Raw genomic sequence first — 18,512 nt, 5'->3', positions numbered from 1 at the left:
AGCGACACATCGCCGATTTTTACCAATTCGGGCAGAGGGCTGTCCGGAAACGGGCACTTGTTGCCCCAACTTTCCAAACGGGAGGAATAGTGAGATGAAAATGAAATCCAAGTTTCTGATGGCAACAGCCGCAATCGCAATGATGGCTGCTCCGGCGCTGGCGCAGGAAAAGCTGAAGATCGGCATGACCTTCCAGGAGCTGAACAACCCCTATTTCGTATCGATGCAGGAGGCGCTGAAAGAAGCCGCAGCAAGCATCGGCGCAGATGTCGTCGTGACCGATGCCGGCCACGATGTGGCGAAGCAGATTTCCGACGTCGAAGACATGCTTCAGCAGAAGATCGACATTCTGCTCCTCAACCCGACGGACAGCGCCGGTATCGAAGCCGCCGTGCATGCTGCAAAGGCTGCCGGCGTGATCGTCGTTGCTGTCGACGCCAACGCAAACGGCCCGGTAGACACCTTCGTCGGCTCGAAGAACCGTGACGCGGGTTACAAGTCGTGCAAGCATCTCGGTGACGCGCTCGGCGGCAAGGGTGAAGTCGCGATCCTCGACGGCATTCCGGTCGTGCCGATCCTGCAGCGCGTTGAAGGTTGCAAGGCAGCGCTTGCCGAATTCGCCGACATCAAGCTCGTCGATACGCAGAATGGCCGTCAGGACCGCTCCGTTGCTCTCGGCGTCGTTGAAAACATGATCCAGTCGCGTCCGAACCTCGCCGGTATCTTCTCGGTGAATGACGGCGGCGCGATGGGTGCACTCGCTGCTATTCAGGGCTCCGGCAAGGACATCAAGCTGACCTCGGTAGACGGTGCTCCGGAAGCTGTGAAGGCGATTGCCGAGGGTGGTCCTTTCATCGAAACCACCGCGCAGTTCCCGCGTGACCAGGTCCGTGTCGGCCTTGCCATGGCGCTTGCCCAGAAGTGGGGCGCTCGCGTGGTGCCTAAGGAAGTCCCGATCGACGTTATGGTCGTCGACAGCAAAAACGCCGGCGAGTTCAGCTGGTAAGAACTCCTCCCAGGCCCCGTCCCCATCTAGTATGGGGGCGGGGTTAAATCCCGACCATTGAGGAGGGTGAAATGCTGGAACTGAATGGAATAAGAAAAAGCTTTGGCAAGATCGAAGTCCTGCGCGGCGTCGACCTTGAGGCGCGCGCCGGCGAGGTGCATGCGCTTCTGGGAGAAAACGGCGCGGGCAAGTCGACGCTGATGAAAATCCTGTGCGGCATTTTGCAGCCATCGGAGGGGACGATCCGCATTGACGGCAAGGATCGCCGCTTCGCCAATTATGACGAGGCGATTGCCGCCGGCGTCGGCATCGTGTTTCAGGAATTCAGCCTGATTCCCTATCTCAACGCCGTTGAAAACATGTTCCTTGCCCGCGAGATCCGCGGGCCGCTGCGCCTTTTGAACAAGGGCGCGATGCGCAAGCGCGCGGCCGAGATCATGAGCCGTCTGGCCGTGGATGTTCCGCTCGACGTGCCGGTGCATCGTCTCTCCGTTGCCCAGCAGCAATTCGTCGAAATCGCCAAGGCGCTGTCGCTGGATGCGCGCATTCTCGTTCTCGATGAGCCGACGGCCACGCTCACCCCCTCCGAGACAGAGCACCTCTTCAAAGTCATGCGCGAGCTGCGGCGTCAGGGCGTGGCGATCATCTTCATTTCGCATCACCTCGAGGAAATATTCGAGATCTGCGACCGCATCACCGTTCTGCGCGATGGTGAGTTGATCGGTTCCTGCCTGACGTCGGAGGTCGACAATGACCGTCTGGTCGAGATGATGGTCGGCCGGCGCATCGAAGCCAGCTTCCCGCCGAAGCCGCAGCTCGATCCTTCCGCCGCAAAGGTGATCGAAGTCGAAGAGCTGCAATTGAAGAAGGGCGGCCCTGTCTCGCGCTTTGCGCTGCGGAAGGGCGAAATTCTCGGCTTTGCCGGGCTTGTCGGCTCGGGCCGCACGGAAACGGTTCTCGCCATGCTGGGTGCGCATTCCGCCTCGCGCCGCAAGATCAAGGTCGACGGCGTGGACACGCGTTTTTCCGGCCCGGATGAAGCGCTGATGCGTGGCATCGGCCTGCTGCCGGAAAGCCGCAAGGAGGAGGGGCTGATCACCAGCTTCTCCATCCTGCAGAATATTTCGCTCAACAATTATCGCAAATACCGCAAGGCGCACTGGTTCCTCGATCTCAAGAAGGAACTGGAGCACACGACAAAGGCCATGGCGCAGGTGCAGGTGAAGGCGCAGGGACCCTATGCCCGCGTCGACACGCTATCGGGCGGCAACCAGCAGAAGATCGTCATCGCCCGCTGGCTGAACCATGACATGCGCGTGCTGATCTTCGACGAGCCGACACGCGGCATCGACGTTGGCGCGAAGGCGGAAATCTACTCGCTGATGCGCGAATTCGCTGCCAAGGGATACTCGATCATCATGATCTCCTCGGAGCTGCCGGAAGTGATCGGCATGTCCGACAGGGTCTGCGTCTTCCGTTCCGGCGGCATCGTCGCCACGGTCGAGGGGGAAGACATCAATTCAGAAACAATAATGACAAACGCCACCACCGGGAGAGTTGAACATGTCGCTTGATGCAAACACCGGCGTTGCCGCGAAAACGGGCGGTTTCAGTCTCAGCGCCATGCTGCGTTCGCCGCTCGCCCTGCCTCTGGCGGGCCTGATTGTCGTATCGATCCTGATGGGGCTTGCGAGCGACAATTTCTTCAGCGTCAACAATATCATGAACGTGCTGCGGCAGGTTTCCGTCGTCGGCATTCTCGCCGTCGGCATGACCTTCGTCATCCTCACCGGTGGGATCGACCTGTCGGTCGGCGCGGTCATGGCGCTTGTCGGCACATTGTCCGCCGGACTGATGGTGAATTCGGGCTTGCCTGCCTCGGTTGCCCTGCCGGCCGGTCTCTTTATCGGTCTCGGCATCGGCATCTTCAACGGGGCGCTTGTCGCCTGGGGCAAGATGCCGGCCATCATCGTAACGCTCGCCACCATGGGCATGGCGCGTGGCCTCGGCCTCATTTATTCAGGCGGTTATCCGGTCAGCGGCATTCCGAGCTGGATTTCCTGGTTCGGCGTCGGTCGCGTCGGTGTCGTTCCCGTACCGGTCATCATCATGGTGGTGATTTATGCCATTGCCTGGGTGCTGTTGCAGCGCACGGCTTTTGGCCGCCACGTTTATGCACTCGGTGGCAACGAACTTGCCGCCCGCCTTTCGGGTGTGAAGACCCAGCGTGTCAAACTTGCCGTCTATGGCATTTCGGGTGTCACCGCAGCACTTGCCGCCCTCATCCTCACCGGTCGCCTGATGAGCGGTCAGCCCAATGCCGGCGTCGGCTTCGAACTGGACGCCATCGCGGCGGTCGTTCTCGGCGGTACAGCGATTGCCGGGGGCAGGGGCCTCATCCTCGGCACGCTCATCGGCGCGGTGCTGCTGGGCATTCTGAACAACGGCCTCAACCTGATGGGCATCAACCCCTATCTGCAGGATGTCATCAAGGGCGGCATCATCCTGCTGGCTATCTATATCGGGCGCGAATGGCGCTGAGCCGGCCCGGAAACATCTTCATAAACGCAGGAGAATTAAATGTCTGAATCGCTGCAAGGCAAGATCGCGGTCATCACCGGCGCCGCATCCGGCATCGGGCTTGCCACCACCGAAGCGCTCTTGGAACAGGGCGCAACCGTGGTCATGGTCGACTGGAACGAGAAAGCCTTGAATGATCTGGCCGCCAAGCTTGGTGACCGCGCCATTCCGCAGGTGACGAACCTGCTCGATGCCGACAGCTGCAATGCCATGATCCCGGAAATCCTTGGGAAGGTCGATCATATCGACATCCTCTATTGCAATGCCGGCACCTATATCGGCGGTGAGCTGACCGAAACGACGCCTGAAGCCATCGACAAGATGCTGAACCTCAACGTCAACGCCGTCATGAAGAACGTCCATGCCGTCGTGCCGCATATGTCGGAGCGCAAGACTGGCGATATCGTCGTCACCTGCTCGATCGCCGGCCATTTCCCGACCTATTGGGAGCCGGTCTATTCGGGCTCGAAATGGGCGATCACCAGCTTCGTGCAGGGCATGCGCCGCCAGATGATCCCGCACGGCGTGCGCGTTGCGCAGGTCTCTCCCGGCCCGGTCGTCTCCGCACTTCTGGCGGATTGGCCGGAGGAAAACCTTCGCAAGGCCAAGGAATCGGGTAGCCTCATCGATGCGAGCGAAGTGGCCGATGCCGTTGTCTACATGCTGACGCGCAAGCGCACGGTCACCATCCGCGACATGCTGGTTCTCCCGACCAACTTCGACCGCGTTTAAAAATCTCTGGAGCGGCGGGACAACCGGAAACGGTCCGCCGCTCAACCCTTGTTCAAGCACCGGATGATCCGCTCCGAGGAGTATCGCAAATGGCTTCCTATCTGATTGGCGTCGATGTCGGGACCGGCTCGGCGCGCGCCGGTGTCTTCGATGTCGCGGGAAAGCTGCTCGCCACCGCCAAACGCCCGATCAGCATGCATCGCGAGGATGGCGGCATTGCCGAACAGTCGAGCGGCGAAGTATGGCAGGCCGTTTGCGATAGCGTCCGGGAAAGCGTTTCCCGCGCCGGCATCGATCCCGCCGAGGTTGCCGGCATCGGTTTCGATGCCACCTGCTCGCTGGTGGTGCGTGGACCGGAAGATGAGACCCTGCCGGTTGGGGGCCCCGATCATCCCGAGCGCGACATCATCGTCTGGATGGATCACCGCGCCGTCAAACAGGCGGAGCGCATCAATGCCGGCGAACACGCCGTGCTGAAATATGTCGGCGGCCGTATTTCCCCGGAAATGCAGACGCCGAAACTGCTGTGGCTCAGCGAAAACAGGCCGGACATCTATGCCCGGGCCGAGCACTTCTTCGACCTCACTGACTTTCTGACATGGAAGGCTTCGGGCGCGCTTGATCGCTCCGCCTGCACGGTGACCTGTAAATGGACCTATCTGGCCCATGAGAACCGTTGGGATGCGGAGTATTTCACCCGCATCGGGCTTGGCGATCTTGCCGAACAGGGTTTTCGCCGCATCGGTCAAAGCGTCGTCCATCCCGGCACGGCGCTGGGTAACGGTTTGACGGAAGACGCTGCAAAAGCCATGGGTCTGGTTGCGGGCACCGCGGTTGCGGCAGGTCTGATCGACGCCCATGCCGGTGGTGTCGGCACGGTGGCTGCGGGCGGCGATGCGTCGCGATGCCTCGGTTATGTTTTCGGCACCTCATCCTGCACCATGACGACCACCGCCGAACCCGCCTTCGTGCCCGGCGTCTGGGGCCCCTACTATTCCGCCATGGTTCCGGGCGCATGGCTGAATGAAGGCGGCCAGTCCGCTGCCGGCGCGGCCATCGATTACCTCGTGCAGCTGCACCCGGCCTATGCCGAGGCGAAGGCGCTTGCCGACAAGGAAGGCAAAGCCTTGCCGGTATGGCTCGCTGACCGGGCGCTCACTCTTGCCGCATCCGCTTCCGCTGCCGCAAAGATCGCCGAGGATTTTCATGTGGTGCCGGAGTTTCTCGGTAACCGCGCGCCGTTTGCCGATCCCCATGCCCGCGCTGTCATTGCCGGTTACGGCATGGAGACGGGCGTGGATTCCCTTACGGCGCTTTATGTGGCCGGCCTTCTCGGCCTTGGTTACGGGCTTCGCCAGATCATCGAAACGCAGGCCCGCAACGGTGCGCCGGTGGAAACCATCAGCGTCAGCGGTGGGGCGGGTGCGCATCCGCTTACAAGACAATTGCTGGCAGACGCCACCGGACTTCCCGTTGAGCTTAGCGAATGCGAAGAGCCTGTGCTTCTCGGCTCGGCCATGCTCGGTGCGGTTGCCGCAGGGACCTATCCGGACCTTATCGCCGCCATGCCGGCCATGTCCCGCATCGCCAGCAGTTCCGCACCCGATCCCGCTTTTCAGCGGGTGCACCAGTCCCGTTACGACGCATTTCTAGCGCTGCAAAATGCCGCGCGCGCCATTCGTGCCGCCAGCCATTCCTGAGCGCGGTCAAAAGTTTAGATCATCCGGCCGTCATGGCCGCAAAATAAAGAGGATTCCATGCAGTTTTCCGGAAAATCCGTCATCATCACCGGCGCAGGCAAAGGCATCGGCCGCGCCTGCGCCCGCCTGATGGCCGCGCGCGGTGCGGAAGTGGTGGCGATCAGCCGCACCCAGTCCGATCTCGACAGCCTGAAAAGCGAAATCGGCGGCCGTTCGATCCGCGTCGATCTTGCCGATGTCGCGGCCACCCGCGCCGCCATGAAGGAAGCCGGCCCCTCCGATTTCCTGATCAACAGCGCCGGCATCAACGTGCTCGAAAGCGTGCTGGATATGAGCGATGCGGGTTATGAGGCCGTCCTCGGCATCAACCTGCGCGCGGCTTTGGTCACATGTCAGGAATTTACCCGGGCCCGCGTGGCGAATGGCGGCGGCGGCGCCATCGTCAACATCACCTCCATCGCCGGTCACCGCGGTTTTCAGGATCATCTCTGCTACGCGGCCTCCAAGGCCGGGCTGGAAGGGGCAACCCGCGTTCTTGCCAAGGAGCTTGGCCCGCACGGCATCCGTGTCAACGCGGTTGCGCCGACCATCACCCTCACCGAACTGGCCGCGGAAGCTTGGAACGACCCGGCGAAAAGCCAGCCGATGATGGTTCGCCATCCGCTCAATCGGTTCGCCGAAGCGGAGGAGGTGGCTCAGAGCATCGCGCTGCTCCTGTCGGACGACAGCCGCATGATTTCCGGAGCCGTGTTGCCGGTCGATGGCGGTTTCCTCGCCGTTTGATGTGCGCGGGGGAAGTCTGACGCGCAAACGCCTGCCCGAAAAATAAAAGAACGCCCGGCAAACAGCCGGGCGTTCCTCTTAATGAATGACAATGCTGTTAATGACGATGCTCGGGCATGTCCTTCAGCTGGTCCTTGGTCCATGAAGTGACCGCATGGACATCGCCGTCCTCATCCCGCATGAAATCAAGATCGCTGAGCGGCACTGCGACCGGCTTTGCGCCGATACCAAGAAAGCCGCCGACATCGATGATGGCGGTGCTGCCGGCCCCGACGCCATGGACATGATCGACCTTGCCGACCTTGTGATCGTCTGCACCATAAACGGTGGCGCCTTCAAGAACGGACGGCGTCAGTTCGGTTTCAGCCAGGCGCACGTGATTGGTGTGATCCATTGTTTCTTCCTCCTGTCTTGGTTTGCAGAAAACAAACTCCTCCCCCGCAAAACCGTTCCATTGAATGTCGCTGGCCGCCGCCAGGTCCGTGAGGACGGTGATTTCTCATCGGTGCATTGTTGGGGTTTGCGGCAGGCGGTTCCGAAAAGGTTGCGGAATGGTCACACCTTTTCTCTGGAAGACAAGTTTTCGCTAAATTGCAACCGCTAAAGTTGTTGCGATGACGTGTCTGGATGTTATCTCTGCGTCAGGTTGAATCATCAAGGGGATGAGGGATGAAAAAGTTGGGGGCGGTTTTGCTGGTGGCTCTTTTGAGCGCATGTGCAAAGCCATCTGACGGACCGACCGCAGGCAATATCCGATCTGCGACTTTCCCTCGAACCAACGAAAAAATCCCCGTCATCGAGCTGGCGAATGCACCGGCGGCCACGGTTTCCGCCGGAAGCCTGCAGAATGCCTCCGGCCCCGGCCTCACAGCACTTCGCAACACCGGTTACAACGCCCAGAGATTGCGTCGCGGCGACGTGATCGACATCACCGTGCTGGATACGGGCGAAGACGGGCTTTTCTCCCCGACGCAAAGCAAGACGCTCAATCTCGGACGCTTTACGGTGGATCAGAGCGGATCGGTGAATATCCCCTTCGTCGGCAAACAGAGGGTGGTGGATTCGACGCCGGAGGGGCTGCAATCGCAGGTCGTTGCCGGGCTCAAGGGATCGGCCGTGAACCCGCAGGCGGTCGTCACCGTCGTCGACAAGCCGACAAGCGCCGTCATGCTTAGCGGCGCGGTGAAAAACCCCGGAAAAATAACGCTCACCGCCCGTCAGGAGCGGGTGCTCGATGCGCTCAATCAGGCCGGCGGCCCGACTGTCGCTCCGGGCGCTGCCACGGTTACCGTCGTTCGCGGCTCGCACAGGGCCAGTGCGCCGCTTGACCGCGTCATGCGGGAAGACCGCCAGAATATCCGCCTGTCGCCGGACGATCAGATCATGATCGATGGCGATGCGGCGAGCTACACCGCGCTCGGCGCTTTCAAAAGCGCCGGCGAATTCCAGTTCGAAGCCGGAAAACTGACCCTCGCGCAGGCTGTTGGCCGCGCCGGCGGATTGCTGGATGACCGTGCGGACGCGCGCAACGTCTATGTTTTCCGCAACGAGATCATTCAGGTGCCGTCGGCAGCTGCATCGGGCGCGAAAGGCCCGGTCGCGACGGCCACGACCATGCGGCCGGTGATTTATCACGTCAATATGCGCGATGCTTCCAGCATTGCGCTCATGCAGCTCTTCCAGATGCAGAAGGGCGATGTGCTCTATGCCAGCAACGCGCCGCTGGTGGATTCGGCCAAGCTCCTGACCGTTTTCCAGAAGAGCGTGCCGACGGCGGCAGCACCGCTTCCCGGCAGCGGCAACTGACCAGTGAAGCGCTACAGAAGCTGTAGCGCTTCCATCGCCGATTGCGGTCGCGACGCGGGTTCGTCGTGGCAACAGGCGTCCGCAAAATCCGCCAGCCTTTGCGTTGTTCGCATCTCATTCGTGGCGAAAAGCCGCCGGGCAAGCCGCCCCACGGAAAATATATCCTGATCCGGCTTTGCGGTTGCGTCCCGCATCCGTTCCGGTGCTGCAAATTCACACGAGGCGGCAAAGCTCATGCCTCGGTCCGCGTGTTTTTGGCCGATCTCCAGCGCAATGCCGAAATCGCCAAGCCTGCCCGTTTCGAAATCGCCGTCCTCCAGCAGAATATTGGCTGGCGTGACATCGCAGTGGACGTACCCCCGTGCATGTATGGCGCTCAGCCCTTCCAGCAGGCGGCGAAGGATCGTAATAGCTTGCGGCGCGGTAACCGGCCGCTGCGATGCAAGCGACGCCAATGATTGCGAAAACCATGGCTGTAAGAGGCCCGGCCGGCCATCGGCCAGTCTCAGCAGCGCCGATGTTTCCACCAGACACGGATGGCGTAGCGTCAGTCCGAGCTGCGCCTCCTCGCGTAATCTTTGCAGCAGCGCCGCGTCGTTTCTCAACGCCGGCGGTGTGGTTTTCAGGGCGTGAAGGGAGCCGAGATCGCGGTGCCGCACCTGCAGCAGCAGTGTGTTTTCGCTTTCGTAGGCAATCCGTTCAAGGGCAAAACTATCGGCGATCCAGTCGGGTTTCGCATCGGAAAAATGTGAGATTTGCCGATCCAGCGCATTTCTGACCTGATCGATCAGGTCTTTCTGTTCTTCGGCAGGCCTTTCCCGCGTGCCGTCATGGCGGATGGTTTGCCACAGATCGGAAAAGCGCTCGGCAACCTGCGGGTAGGCAGGCCCGTCGCCGGATTGTTTACCCTTGTTCAAGCCGGTTTCCAATCACGATGGCGCTGACATTCTCGCGTGCGTCCTCGATCAATGCTTCCTGGATCAGGGCGCTGGCGCAATCCTTGATCGGGGTGTCGCCGACAATCTCGGCAATGGCCCGCTCCTTCAGGACTTGTACCAGCGGATAGCTGCACAGGAGCAGCCTGTCCTGCGAACCCCAGTCTTCCCCGACGATATCCGGCCGGAACTGCTGGGAAAGGCCGACACATTGCGAAAGCTGCCTTTTCATGCCGACAACGACGTGATCGCGCGAAAGCTGATGCATGGTTCCGTTTTTCAGGAGATAGGCGCGCGCGTCGCCGGACCACAGGACGCTCAACCTGCGGCCGATAATGGAGGCAATGATGACGCTTGCCATCGGCCTGCCGTCAGCGCCCATGGTTTGCCGGGAAAGAAGCAGGCTGTTGACGGTGCCGAGCTTTCCCCTGATCTGCTGCGCCATCACCTCGGGGCTTTCGGCATCGGGCGTCTCGGCAAGAATATTTGTGGCCAGACGTGCGGCTTCCACGGCGCTGTGCGTGTCGCCCTGTCCATCTGCTATGGCGAAGAGGGCCGGGGTCTGGGAAACGAAGAGCGAATCCGCGTTCAGGGAAAGCCGTGTTCCCGGGTGCGTGGCATAGCTGTAGATGACCGGTGACGGCTGTTCCGTTGGCGGTGCGGGCGCGGGCGTCATTACGGGCGGAGTTTTTTGTCTCGCACTTTCCTGCGTCTGTACGGGTGTCGAGCCGTCCTCATCGCCCTTGCCTGCCATGTCGCTGAAGAGGCGCAGGAAATCGGAAGCTTTCGGTTTGCCGTCGAATTTGAGACCGCGGGCGCGGCGGCTGACGGGATCGATGCGCCACCAGAGGCTCGTCGGCGCGCGGCTGCGCGCCATTTCCGGGGCGTCATCCTCTTCCCGTGGTTTCGGCAGGCGCAGTTTTTTAACGGAGGTGTTAAACCGGGACATGTCGAAATCGCCCGTCATGGATGTCTCGGCCAGCGCCTCGGCGGCCATGAACCAGGTGTCGTCGAGATAGAGCGTTCTCGGATGTTTCCGGAAGCTATTGAGCTGGGCAATGATGGCCAGCGGATATTTGCGTCCCACCCGATCTGCACTGGGCACCAGCACGCCGGCATAGGCGCAGTTTCCCCATATGCCGCTTTCGATGATGAAGCGTATGGGCGGCGATGACGTAAATATTTCGGGCCATCGGCCCGAAAACAGGTCCGCGCAGGCGTGCAGGCCGGATCGCATCCAGTCGTCAAATGTCCCGATCAGCTCCCGTTCAAGCCCGTCGGAGATGAAGTCGCCATGGCTGGGGACCTTGCCGAAGAAGCCGATGCGGTCGCTTTCCGCTGCGGTTTCCGCGGGCCTCGATGCCTGATTGGCCATCAGTCGTTATTGACCGCGGTGCTTTTCGTCGTTGCTTTCATCATAATCCCCTCCTAAAAAAACGGTGCGCCGCCCCGCCGCTAAAATTGCGCGGGGCAGGCAAAGCCGGCGATGGCATCCAGCCTGAACGGGTTGAGAACCGAGCCGAACTGAATATCGAATTCGGCAGCCTGAGCGCCATTCGCAAATCGCACCCGCAGCAGGTCACCCGACTGGTTTTCGATATCGGCGCCGTCGAACAGCCGGAATGGCGACCAGTCGCCGTTTTCGGTTTTCGCCTGCTGCCAGCCGCCCGGCTGGAAGGCGATGCGCGACAGGCTCGCCGTGTTTTCACGCGACGGCCAGGTGATCGATTTCGCCTGAATGGGGCCGTGATAATAAACCACCCGCTCGCCTTCGATTTCCAGCATCACCGCGCTGGAAGCGTTGGTGAGCGAAACGGGTTTGACATTGATCGACACCGCCGGCGTCTCGCTGCCATTCGGGAAAAAGGCGCGCGAAATCTTGTCGGCATTCTCGAACTGGGCGACGGCGCTGCTTGGAATGCCGGCTGCGCCGAAAGTGCCTTTCCAGCTCCAGGGGTTGGTGGTCTTGTCGACGAAGGCTTCCATTCGCTGTTTGAAGAAGGACTGGAAAACCCCGGTCGGCCCAAAGAGACGGGTGAAATCCGCGATGGCGACATCGCGGGAAGATGACCTGTCGAAAGGATAACGGCCGGTCACGATGGAAGAGCACAGCGATGCCGCATCGGCTGCCCAGAGTTCGGCAATGCGGCTGCGGGCGGATTTGACCGCAAGCGAGCCGACATCCGCCGCCACACCCGCCACCCACACATCGAGAGGCGCCGGCAACTCACGGGCCTGCTGCAACAGATCCTGATTGGCCTTGGTGAGCTGGCTGTCCACGTCGAACACCTTGGCGACCTCGTCGGAGGTGGTTGCCGAGCGGGCAAGCTGCTCGTTCAGCATCTTGAAATGCGCGAGCAACTGTTCTGATGGCGAGCCGCCGGCCTTGCCGCCATTGGCCTGCTCGCCCGTTGTGGCCGTCCCTTTCGCCGCCAGCATGTCGCGCAGTCTCGCATAGGGATCGGCCGCGTTTACCGTGGCGGCCAGAACGGCCGCGGTTGCGTCGCCTTCTGCGGCGGAGGCGAGGGCGGCGGGGTTTGCCCCGGGGCGCAGATCGGTCGCCTCCGCGATCGATCTGGCAGCCTCCACCACGATATTGCGCTCATTGGCAAGCGCGCGGGTCGTTTCCACCGCGTCGCCAAGGGTCTGGGACGGCTTGACCCGAAGGTCGGCCAGCGTATCGGTCCATTTTTTCTCGAAACGGTCGAAATAGATTTGCAGCGCGGCCTGCGCCACCTGCTCGACCGTGGCACCTCTTATGGCATCATCGGAACCGCGTACCCACCCTTCGGAAAGCGCGATGCGCGCCGCATGGGCGACCTGTGGAATGACGACGCTGCGATATCCCTCCGCCGTGAAAAGACCTTCGATGCCTTCCGCCATCGGCGCTTTGCTTCGCCGCTCGAAGGCGCGCTCTCCCAGCGGGCCGAAGGCCGTGGCTGGTGTCCATTCCATCAGTTCCCGCGCCTGCGGAAGACCGGCGAGAATATCGTAGGCGCGCGTGCCGACAGCCTGGTTGCGAATGGTTTCACGGGCGGTGGCGATGAGCCGTGCGTCGAGCTCAATCGGGGCGAGCACGCCGTCCGCGAGCGCTTTCGCATGCCGGTCGAGCGCTTCTCTGGCCGCCGCCCTTCCATCGCCGGGATAGAGGGATGCGAACATCTGGTGCGTCTGCACGGTCAGGAAATCGGGGTCCAGCGCACCCATGCCGCCGAGCATTCCGTAGAGCTTCAGCGAATTGAAGGTGCGCGTGACATCCTTTTCATCCTTGAGCTGTTTCTGGAGCTGCACGATCATGCGCGGCAGGAGCAGGGCATTGAGCGCGCGCTGGTAGGCGTCACGCTGCCGTCCGGCGATCTTGTCTTCCTGATCGAGCCCGAAGCTGACATTCCACACTCTCTCGCGGGCAAAGCCGGAATTGACGTCGCGCAGATTGTCGAGCGCCGGAAGGATGCGGAGAAAATCGGCGTCGGAAACATCGCGTACGGGAATGCCCTGAACGAGTTGTTCATAAGCGCCAAGTTTTCGATCCGCTTCGGCAAGCGCCTGCGTATTGGCGAAATAGGTGAAAATCCAGCCGGTGAAGACGATGGCGACTGCTGCGGCCGAAACACCATAGGCGATGCGCCGTACCAGCAATTGCCGTCCGGAAAGGCGCTTGTCGCGCATCACCAGCGCGGCTTCGGGGAAGATGACATCCTTGAACAGCCGCGACAGGAAGTAGCTTCGGCGGGTTCTGGCCGCTGCGGGAGACCTTTTCGTTTCCGGCTGCGTTCCCGAAGCAAGATAAACGCCACGCAAAAGCGGTGCTTCGATCAGCGGGGACCGTGCGCAAAGTTCGGTCAGGGCCTCATGGAGCCGGTCTTTCAGCCGCGCAAGTTCGGCGGGGAAACGGAAGATGCGGCCGCGCGTCTCGGCATTCTGCTCCTGCTGCAGCCGCTCGATCAGCATCGCATCGACCCGCTGTTGCAGCAGTTCGAACTCTTCCGTCAGGCGTTGCGGCAGGTTCTCGGCGGTATAGCTCTCATCCAGCTTGAAGGTCGTGCCCCACACCTGCTGGCGGTCGGTCTTGTTGAAACCGTCGAAGAATTCCACGAAACCATGCAGCAGATCGGCCTTGGTCAGCACGATATAGACCGGAACGCGGGCGTGCAGATATTCGTCCAGTTCCGAAAGCCGCTGGCGGATGGAGCGCAGTTCCTGTCGCTGTTCCTCGGGATCGCGGGTGAGAAGATCGGGGATGGACAATGTCACCAGCGCGCCGTTGATCGGCTGCGAGCGACGATAGCGTCTCAGAAGGCCGAGGAACCCTTCCCAGCCGGCCTTCGAGGAGCCATCGAGGTCGTCCTGTGTGGTGTAACGGCCGGCGGTGTCGATCAATATCGCCTCATCGGCGAACCACCAGTTGCAGTTGCGCGTGCCGCCGATGCCCTTTACCGCGTTTTCGCCGAGCGCATCGCCAAGCGGAAATTGCAGGCCGGAATTGGTGAGCGCCGTTGTCTTGCCGGAGCCCGGTGCGCCAAAGATCACGTACCAGGGAAGGTCGTAAATATAACCGAAACGCTTTTTCGTGACCCGCCGCAGCAGCGCCAGCGCTTCCTTGAGACGCATCTGGATCTCGCCGACTTCGGCCTGGCGGTTGGCCAGAGCCTCGCGCTCGATACTGTCGACGAGCTCCTTGTCCTGCTTGCGGCCGCGATAAATGGTGACGGCGATATAAATCAGCCATATGGCGAGAACGATGCCGATGGCGATGAACCGGGCCTGCGTCGTTCCCAATGGCTTGAAATCGCCCAGCGCGACCAGATAGCCGTAAAACCAGATGACGATGCAGAGCGCGACCACCCATAATAGCGACAGGAAACGGCGGCCGATGAGAGCGGCATAACTCTCGACATAGGATCGGATCGTATAAAAATAGCTCAATGGATTCATGGCTGTGCCTCTTGCGGCTGCTGTCCCGAACTGTTCTGGATGGTCGGCGAGAGAATGCCGGCGTCGCTCAGTTTTTCATCGGGATTGGTCAGGACCATGATTTCCGTCCTGCGGTTGATCTGGCGGCCTTCCTCCGTTTTGTTGTCGGCGATCGGGTCGCTGTCGGCACGGCCTTCCGTCAGGATCGCTTCTGGGCCGGTGAATTGTGAAAGAATGTCCCCGACCGCTTTGGCGCGGGCTTCGGAAAGGTGCCAGTTGGACGGAAATTCCACCGTCTTGATCGGCACGGTATCGGTATAGCCGATGACGACGGCGCGGAATTTCTCAGCCGCAAGCGCGCCGCCGATACGCTGGATGAGATCGCGGAACTGCGGGCTGACATCGGCGCTGCCGGTGGAGAACAGGCCCGAATTGTTGATGCGAATGCGCAGCCGGCCGTTCACATCGGCCAGCGTGACCAGCTTCTTTTCGACTTCCGGCTGAAGGAAGGCCATCAGCTTTTCAAGCCGGGAGGGTTGCCGTGGCTCCACCGTCTTCGGCGGTTCCACGACCTTGGGCGTTTCGACCTGCGCCGGTGGCTGGGGCGGGCTTGCGATCAGCACGCTGGGCGTCTCGTTCGGCGGCAGATGGGCGAGCCTCTCGAAAGTGACATCGGATGCGTTGTTGAGCGACAGCGTGAAGAAGAGATAACCAAGCGCGAAGGCAAGCGCCATCAGGGACAGCAGGGTCCACAGCGCAGCCATGGTGCGCAACGGCGTATGACGGGCTTCCACGCCTTTCCAGTGCGGCGAAAGCTCCCGCTCAAAAGTGCCGTATTGGCCGATCAGCGTCTTGTAGAGGCTGTCGCGGATGCGTGAGAGCTCCAGCGCACCCTTTGGCGAAACGCGGGTGCGCCCTTCGAAAGCCAGCGACAGGCACAGATAGATCAGCAGCAGCAGATCCTTGCTGGCGCCGGGCGATTGATGGAAATGGTCGAGAATGTCGAAAACCCGGTCGCCGCCGGTGACATCGTTGTGGAAGGTGGAGACAAGGCCGGAGCGCGCCCAGCCTGCCCGCACGCCCCAGGGTTTGCTGAGAACCACATCATCCACCGTGGCGCAGACGACATAATGCGCCGCCCTTGCCCGCTCGGGGCTGATGCGGGCGGAAGCGAGATCGCGCTCGTAGCGGGTGATCGCCTCAATGCAGGCGCGGCGAAGCTGATCGGGATCTGGCTCCGCATCGCTGAAGCGCAGGAGATGCGCGAGGTTGAGAAGGGGAGCGGCCGATTGCACGAGCGTCGGCACATCGCCGCCGCCGAAATGGAAACCGGAGAGCAGCTGATCGACCGGCATGGCGGCCGCGCCTGCCTTCGTCCGCCCGGCCGGGGCGTCGGTCTCTACAATGTCTTCGAGGATCGCTGCCATGTTGCGGGCGTTCTGGTTGCGTCGGCGGCTTTCCTCGGTGATTTCGACCACCGTTGGCAAATCCTGCCAGGAAGAGGGGTTTTCCTTGCTCATTCGCGTAACGCCCACATTTCCATCTCAAGCCCGGGGAACTCGCCCGCCAGATGCAGGGCAATCGCGCCGGAGGTCTCAAGCTGCTTCCAGAGGGGTGATTGCGTGTCGATCTCGAAATAGACGGTGCCGGACCGATAGGGCAACTGCCGCGGCAGGACCGGCAGGGAGCGCACGGGAATGCCGGGCAGCGCTACATTGACCAGTTCGGAAATCCGCTCCACCGGCCCCACCTTGATCTGTGCCGGCAGGCGGCGGCGAATGTCCTCGGCGGCCATGTCCGCGCGCACGGCAAGCACGAAGCCGGCATCGCGCAGCAGCGTGCGGTCGTGGATGGTGCCGACGCGGACGCCATGGCGACGCTCCACCAGCTCGATCGCAACGGCTGCCTGTTCCAGAACCGCGGACAGCGAGGTGCGCAGATCGTCGAAAACCGCCCCGAAGGTGGCTTTCAAGTCCTCGTGCCGATAGGGCGGGAAATCCGTCGCGCGCTTTTTGTCCGTGGTGAAGGTTGCAAGCTCGCCGGCAAGCTGGATGCAGTCTTCGTAAAAACGGATGGGGTGAAAACGCGTGGCGTTGGCGCAGCGATGCGCCAGCAGCGGATCGGCCCGGTTGAGGATTTGCAGCAGGAAATAATCGCCCACTTCCGCCGTTCCCCTGATCGTCGGATCGCCGATGCGTTCGGCAATCGCCTGGGCGCGGTGGCGAACGATCCCCAGAAGCTCCGTCAGCAATTCGTTGAGGCGGGGCGCCGCCGCGCAGCTCAGGCTCGGAGGGATGAAATCCGGGTCCAGAATGACCGCGCGGTCTGAGCGGACCTCGATGACCCTTGCAAGACCGATGAGATCGTAACCGGAAAGATCGTCGCCGGTTTTCAGGAATTTCAGGCTGAGACGGCCGACATCGATGGGGGCCACGAAATCCGTCTCGATATTGGTGTCGGAGACCTCATAGCTGGAGGCGGTGAAGCGCACATTGTTCGCATCGTTGCGGCCGCTGGCGGACATGTCGGCCTTGCCCGGCTGCCGGGCCGGCAGCGCGAGATAGATGACGGCGTTCTTGACGCTGTCGTCGAGATCGAGCGGCGGCGGCAGGTCGGAATCCTCCGGCGCCTCGAAAGGCGTTCCATCGGGAAGTACGCCGCGCAGGTTCGACAGGGCGAATTGCCCTATCGACAGCGCGCTGCGGTCCACGCCGATTTCGGCGATGCCCCACGGGTAAGGCGAGAGGTTGCGCGTGGTGTTGCGCACCAGCCGTTCGGTCCAGCGGTCGGATTGCTGAAAATGCTGGACGCGAAGAAACATGCCCTCGCTCCAGGCAACACGGTTCTCATGTCTCATCGTGGTTGTTTACCCCCTTTGCATCGGCCGTTATCGCGTCAGGTTCCTGCGTGGGCGCGGCTTCACCGCGCGCTGCCCGCTGCAGGAACTGCCTGACTGGCAATGGACGGCCGTTTTCCTCAAATTGCTTTTTGTAAGTCGACCAGTAATCGGTCTTCATGATCAGCCCCTGCCAGTCGCGGCGCTCGATTTTGGCACGAAGATCGTTGCCGGCATCGACGGAGGCTTCGAGAAGCCTCGGCTCGAGCTTTTGCGTGCAGCCGTGGATCAGGGTTTCAAGAGAGGCGGCGAGCCGCCGTTGCTGGCGGATGAGCGTTTCCACCCGCTCGCTCAGGGAGGCTGACGAACCGTGGCCGGCGCGCTCGCCTTCAATGTCGAGAATGGCCAGACAATCGGCGCTTTCCTGCTCCAGCGCGATCAGAAGATCGCCGATCTCCTGCGCGGTCGAAGCAGCAGCAGTTGATGCGTTCTCCACGGTCAGGTCTTCGCCTGCTTCCGGGAAAACGCTGTCGAAATCCTCGTTACCTGAGGCCGAAACCGGACGAGAGATCATGACCGGCGTGTTCAGTGCGTCGGTATGTTCGTGCTCGCTGCTTGCAACCGGCTCCTCGTCCCAGTTATCAGGCAGAACGGCGCCTATCCCGCGCGTCGCGGGCGGCTCGCTCCAGCCGATCTCGACATTTCGCGAAATGGATTTCGCCTTCCGCTTCGCGCCTTCGCGCCATGTTTCGGACCAGTCGTCGGCGGGGGCGGTGTTGCCCATCACGCCGCCGGCCGAGCGACCGTTCGGGGCGATGTCGGCAAGGATCGCCGAAATGGTCAGCGGCTCGTCACTCATGCGCAGGGAAGCGTCGGGATCGGAAAAATCCAGCTCGGCATCGCCGCTGATGGCGACCTGAAAAACCCGCCCGCCAATGTTGATTTGCGAACCGTCGCGGAGACGCGCGCTTTCACCTTCCAGCAGCAGGCGGCCATCAACCAGCGTGCCGTTCGCGCTCTGGTCAAGGATCGTAAAACCTTCGCCATCGCGGCTGAGCGTGCAGTGCTGCTTGGAAACGCGCCGCTCATTGTCATCGATCTGCCAGTCGCAATCACGAGACCGGCCGATGACGCGGCGGCCGCGCTCGAAGCTCCACTGACCGGCTCTTGCGGCTCCGATATTTCGTGTATCCCTGAGTGCAAGCTTCATATCCATGCCC

General features: G+C 61.6%; 14 protein-coding genes. 7 read left to right on the top strand and 7 right to left on the bottom strand.

All coding sequences use genetic code 11. From position 1 onward, the window contains the following. Positions 1 to 94 precede the first annotated feature (94 nt). From EM858_RS12600 to EM858_RS12575, 6 genes are all read left to right on the top strand, one after another. Complete coding sequence (locus EM858_RS12600; protein WP_080820364.1) at positions 95 to 1,006, top strand: ABC transporter substrate-binding protein; 912 nt, start codon at positions 95 to 97, stop codon at positions 1,004 to 1,006. Between the two features lie 71 nt (positions 1,007 to 1,077). Next, on the top strand, positions 1,078 to 2,580 hold the full coding sequence (locus EM858_RS12595; RefSeq protein WP_080820366.1) for a sugar ABC transporter ATP-binding protein: 1,503 nt from the start codon (positions 1,078 to 1,080) through the stop codon (positions 2,578 to 2,580). After that, positions 2,570 to 3,547, top strand: coding sequence for a ribose ABC transporter permease (locus EM858_RS12590; protein ID WP_127756871.1), 978 nt, complete (start codon positions 2,570 to 2,572; stop codon positions 3,545 to 3,547). The genes EM858_RS12595 and EM858_RS12590 overlap by 11 nt, the downstream gene beginning before the upstream one ends. Positions 3,548 to 3,586: 39 nt before the next feature. After that, entirely contained in the window at positions 3,587 to 4,318 is a 732-nt protein-coding gene (locus tag EM858_RS12585) for an SDR family oxidoreductase (protein ID WP_080820370.1), read from the top strand. Positions 4,319 to 4,407: 89 nt separating this feature from the next. Next, positions 4,408 to 6,018: an FGGY-family carbohydrate kinase gene (locus EM858_RS12580; RefSeq protein ID WP_127756870.1), complete on the top strand. Its 1,611-nt coding sequence runs from the start codon at positions 4,408 to 4,410 to the stop codon at positions 6,016 to 6,018. 57 nt (positions 6,019 to 6,075) lie between these two features. Further along, on the top strand, positions 6,076 to 6,801 hold the full coding sequence (locus EM858_RS12575) for an SDR family oxidoreductase (protein WP_080820377.1): 726 nt from the start codon (positions 6,076 to 6,078) through the stop codon (positions 6,799 to 6,801). Between the two features lie 97 nt (positions 6,802 to 6,898). Here EM858_RS12575 and EM858_RS12570 read toward each other — a convergent pair whose 3' ends face one another. Then, the gene (locus EM858_RS12570) at positions 6,899 to 7,195 is read right to left on the bottom strand and encodes a PRC-barrel domain-containing protein (RefSeq protein WP_080820381.1); all 297 of its coding nucleotides are present in this window, start codon (positions 7,193 to 7,195) and stop codon (positions 6,899 to 6,901) included. A gap of 275 nt (positions 7,196 to 7,470) precedes the next feature. Here EM858_RS12570 and EM858_RS12565 point away from each other — a divergent pair, with 275 nt between their 5' ends. Then, on the top strand, positions 7,471 to 8,607 hold the full coding sequence (locus EM858_RS12565; protein ID WP_080820383.1) for a polysaccharide biosynthesis/export family protein: 1,137 nt from the start codon (positions 7,471 to 7,473) through the stop codon (positions 8,605 to 8,607). Between the two features lie 11 nt (positions 8,608 to 8,618). On the opposite strand, the gene EM858_RS12560 is transcribed toward EM858_RS12565, so the two are convergent. The 6 genes from EM858_RS12560 to EM858_RS12535 all read right to left on the bottom strand — a co-directional run bounded on the left by EM858_RS12560 (position 8,619) and on the right by EM858_RS12535 (position 18,508). Then, entirely contained in the window at positions 8,619 to 9,524 is a 906-nt protein-coding gene (locus tag EM858_RS12560) for a protein kinase (RefSeq protein WP_080820385.1), read from the bottom strand. Beyond that, positions 9,511 to 10,917 carry a type VI secretion system-associated protein TagF gene (gene tagF / locus EM858_RS12555; protein WP_080820387.1) on the bottom strand — a complete coding sequence of 469 codons (1,407 nt, stop codon included), beginning with the start codon at positions 10,915 to 10,917 and terminating at the stop codon, positions 9,511 to 9,513. The genes EM858_RS12560 and tagF overlap by 14 nt, the downstream gene beginning before the upstream one ends. Positions 10,918 to 10,997: 80 nt before the next feature. Continuing rightward, entirely contained in the window at positions 10,998 to 14,477 is a 3,480-nt protein-coding gene (gene tssM, locus EM858_RS12550) for a type VI secretion system membrane subunit TssM (protein ID WP_080820389.1), read from the bottom strand. Continuing rightward, on the bottom strand, positions 14,474 to 15,976 hold the full coding sequence (gene tssL, locus EM858_RS12545; RefSeq protein WP_080820392.1) for a type VI secretion system protein TssL, long form: 1,503 nt from the start codon (positions 15,974 to 15,976) through the stop codon (positions 14,474 to 14,476). The genes tssM and tssL overlap by 4 nt, the downstream gene beginning before the upstream one ends. Then, the gene (gene tssK, locus EM858_RS12540; RefSeq protein WP_080820394.1) at positions 15,973 to 17,313 is read right to left on the bottom strand and encodes a type VI secretion system baseplate subunit TssK; all 1,341 of its coding nucleotides are present in this window, start codon (positions 17,311 to 17,313) and stop codon (positions 15,973 to 15,975) included. Before tssK ends, tssL begins: the two co-directional genes overlap by 4 nt. Further along, positions 17,303 to 18,508: an FHA domain-containing protein gene (locus tag EM858_RS12535; protein WP_162936918.1), complete on the bottom strand. Its 1,206-nt coding sequence runs from the start codon at positions 18,506 to 18,508 to the stop codon at positions 17,303 to 17,305. The genes tssK and EM858_RS12535 overlap by 11 nt, the downstream gene beginning before the upstream one ends. Positions 18,509 to 18,512 lie beyond the last annotated feature (4 nt).

The sequence above is a fragment of the Agrobacterium sp. CNPSo 2736 genome, from assembly GCF_004005385.1.
Taxonomy (GTDB): domain Bacteria; phylum Pseudomonadota; class Alphaproteobacteria; order Rhizobiales; family Rhizobiaceae; genus Agrobacterium; species Agrobacterium leguminum.
Note: the sequence above shows the minus strand (reverse complement) of the source record. Positions and strands in the feature narration are given on the sequence as shown.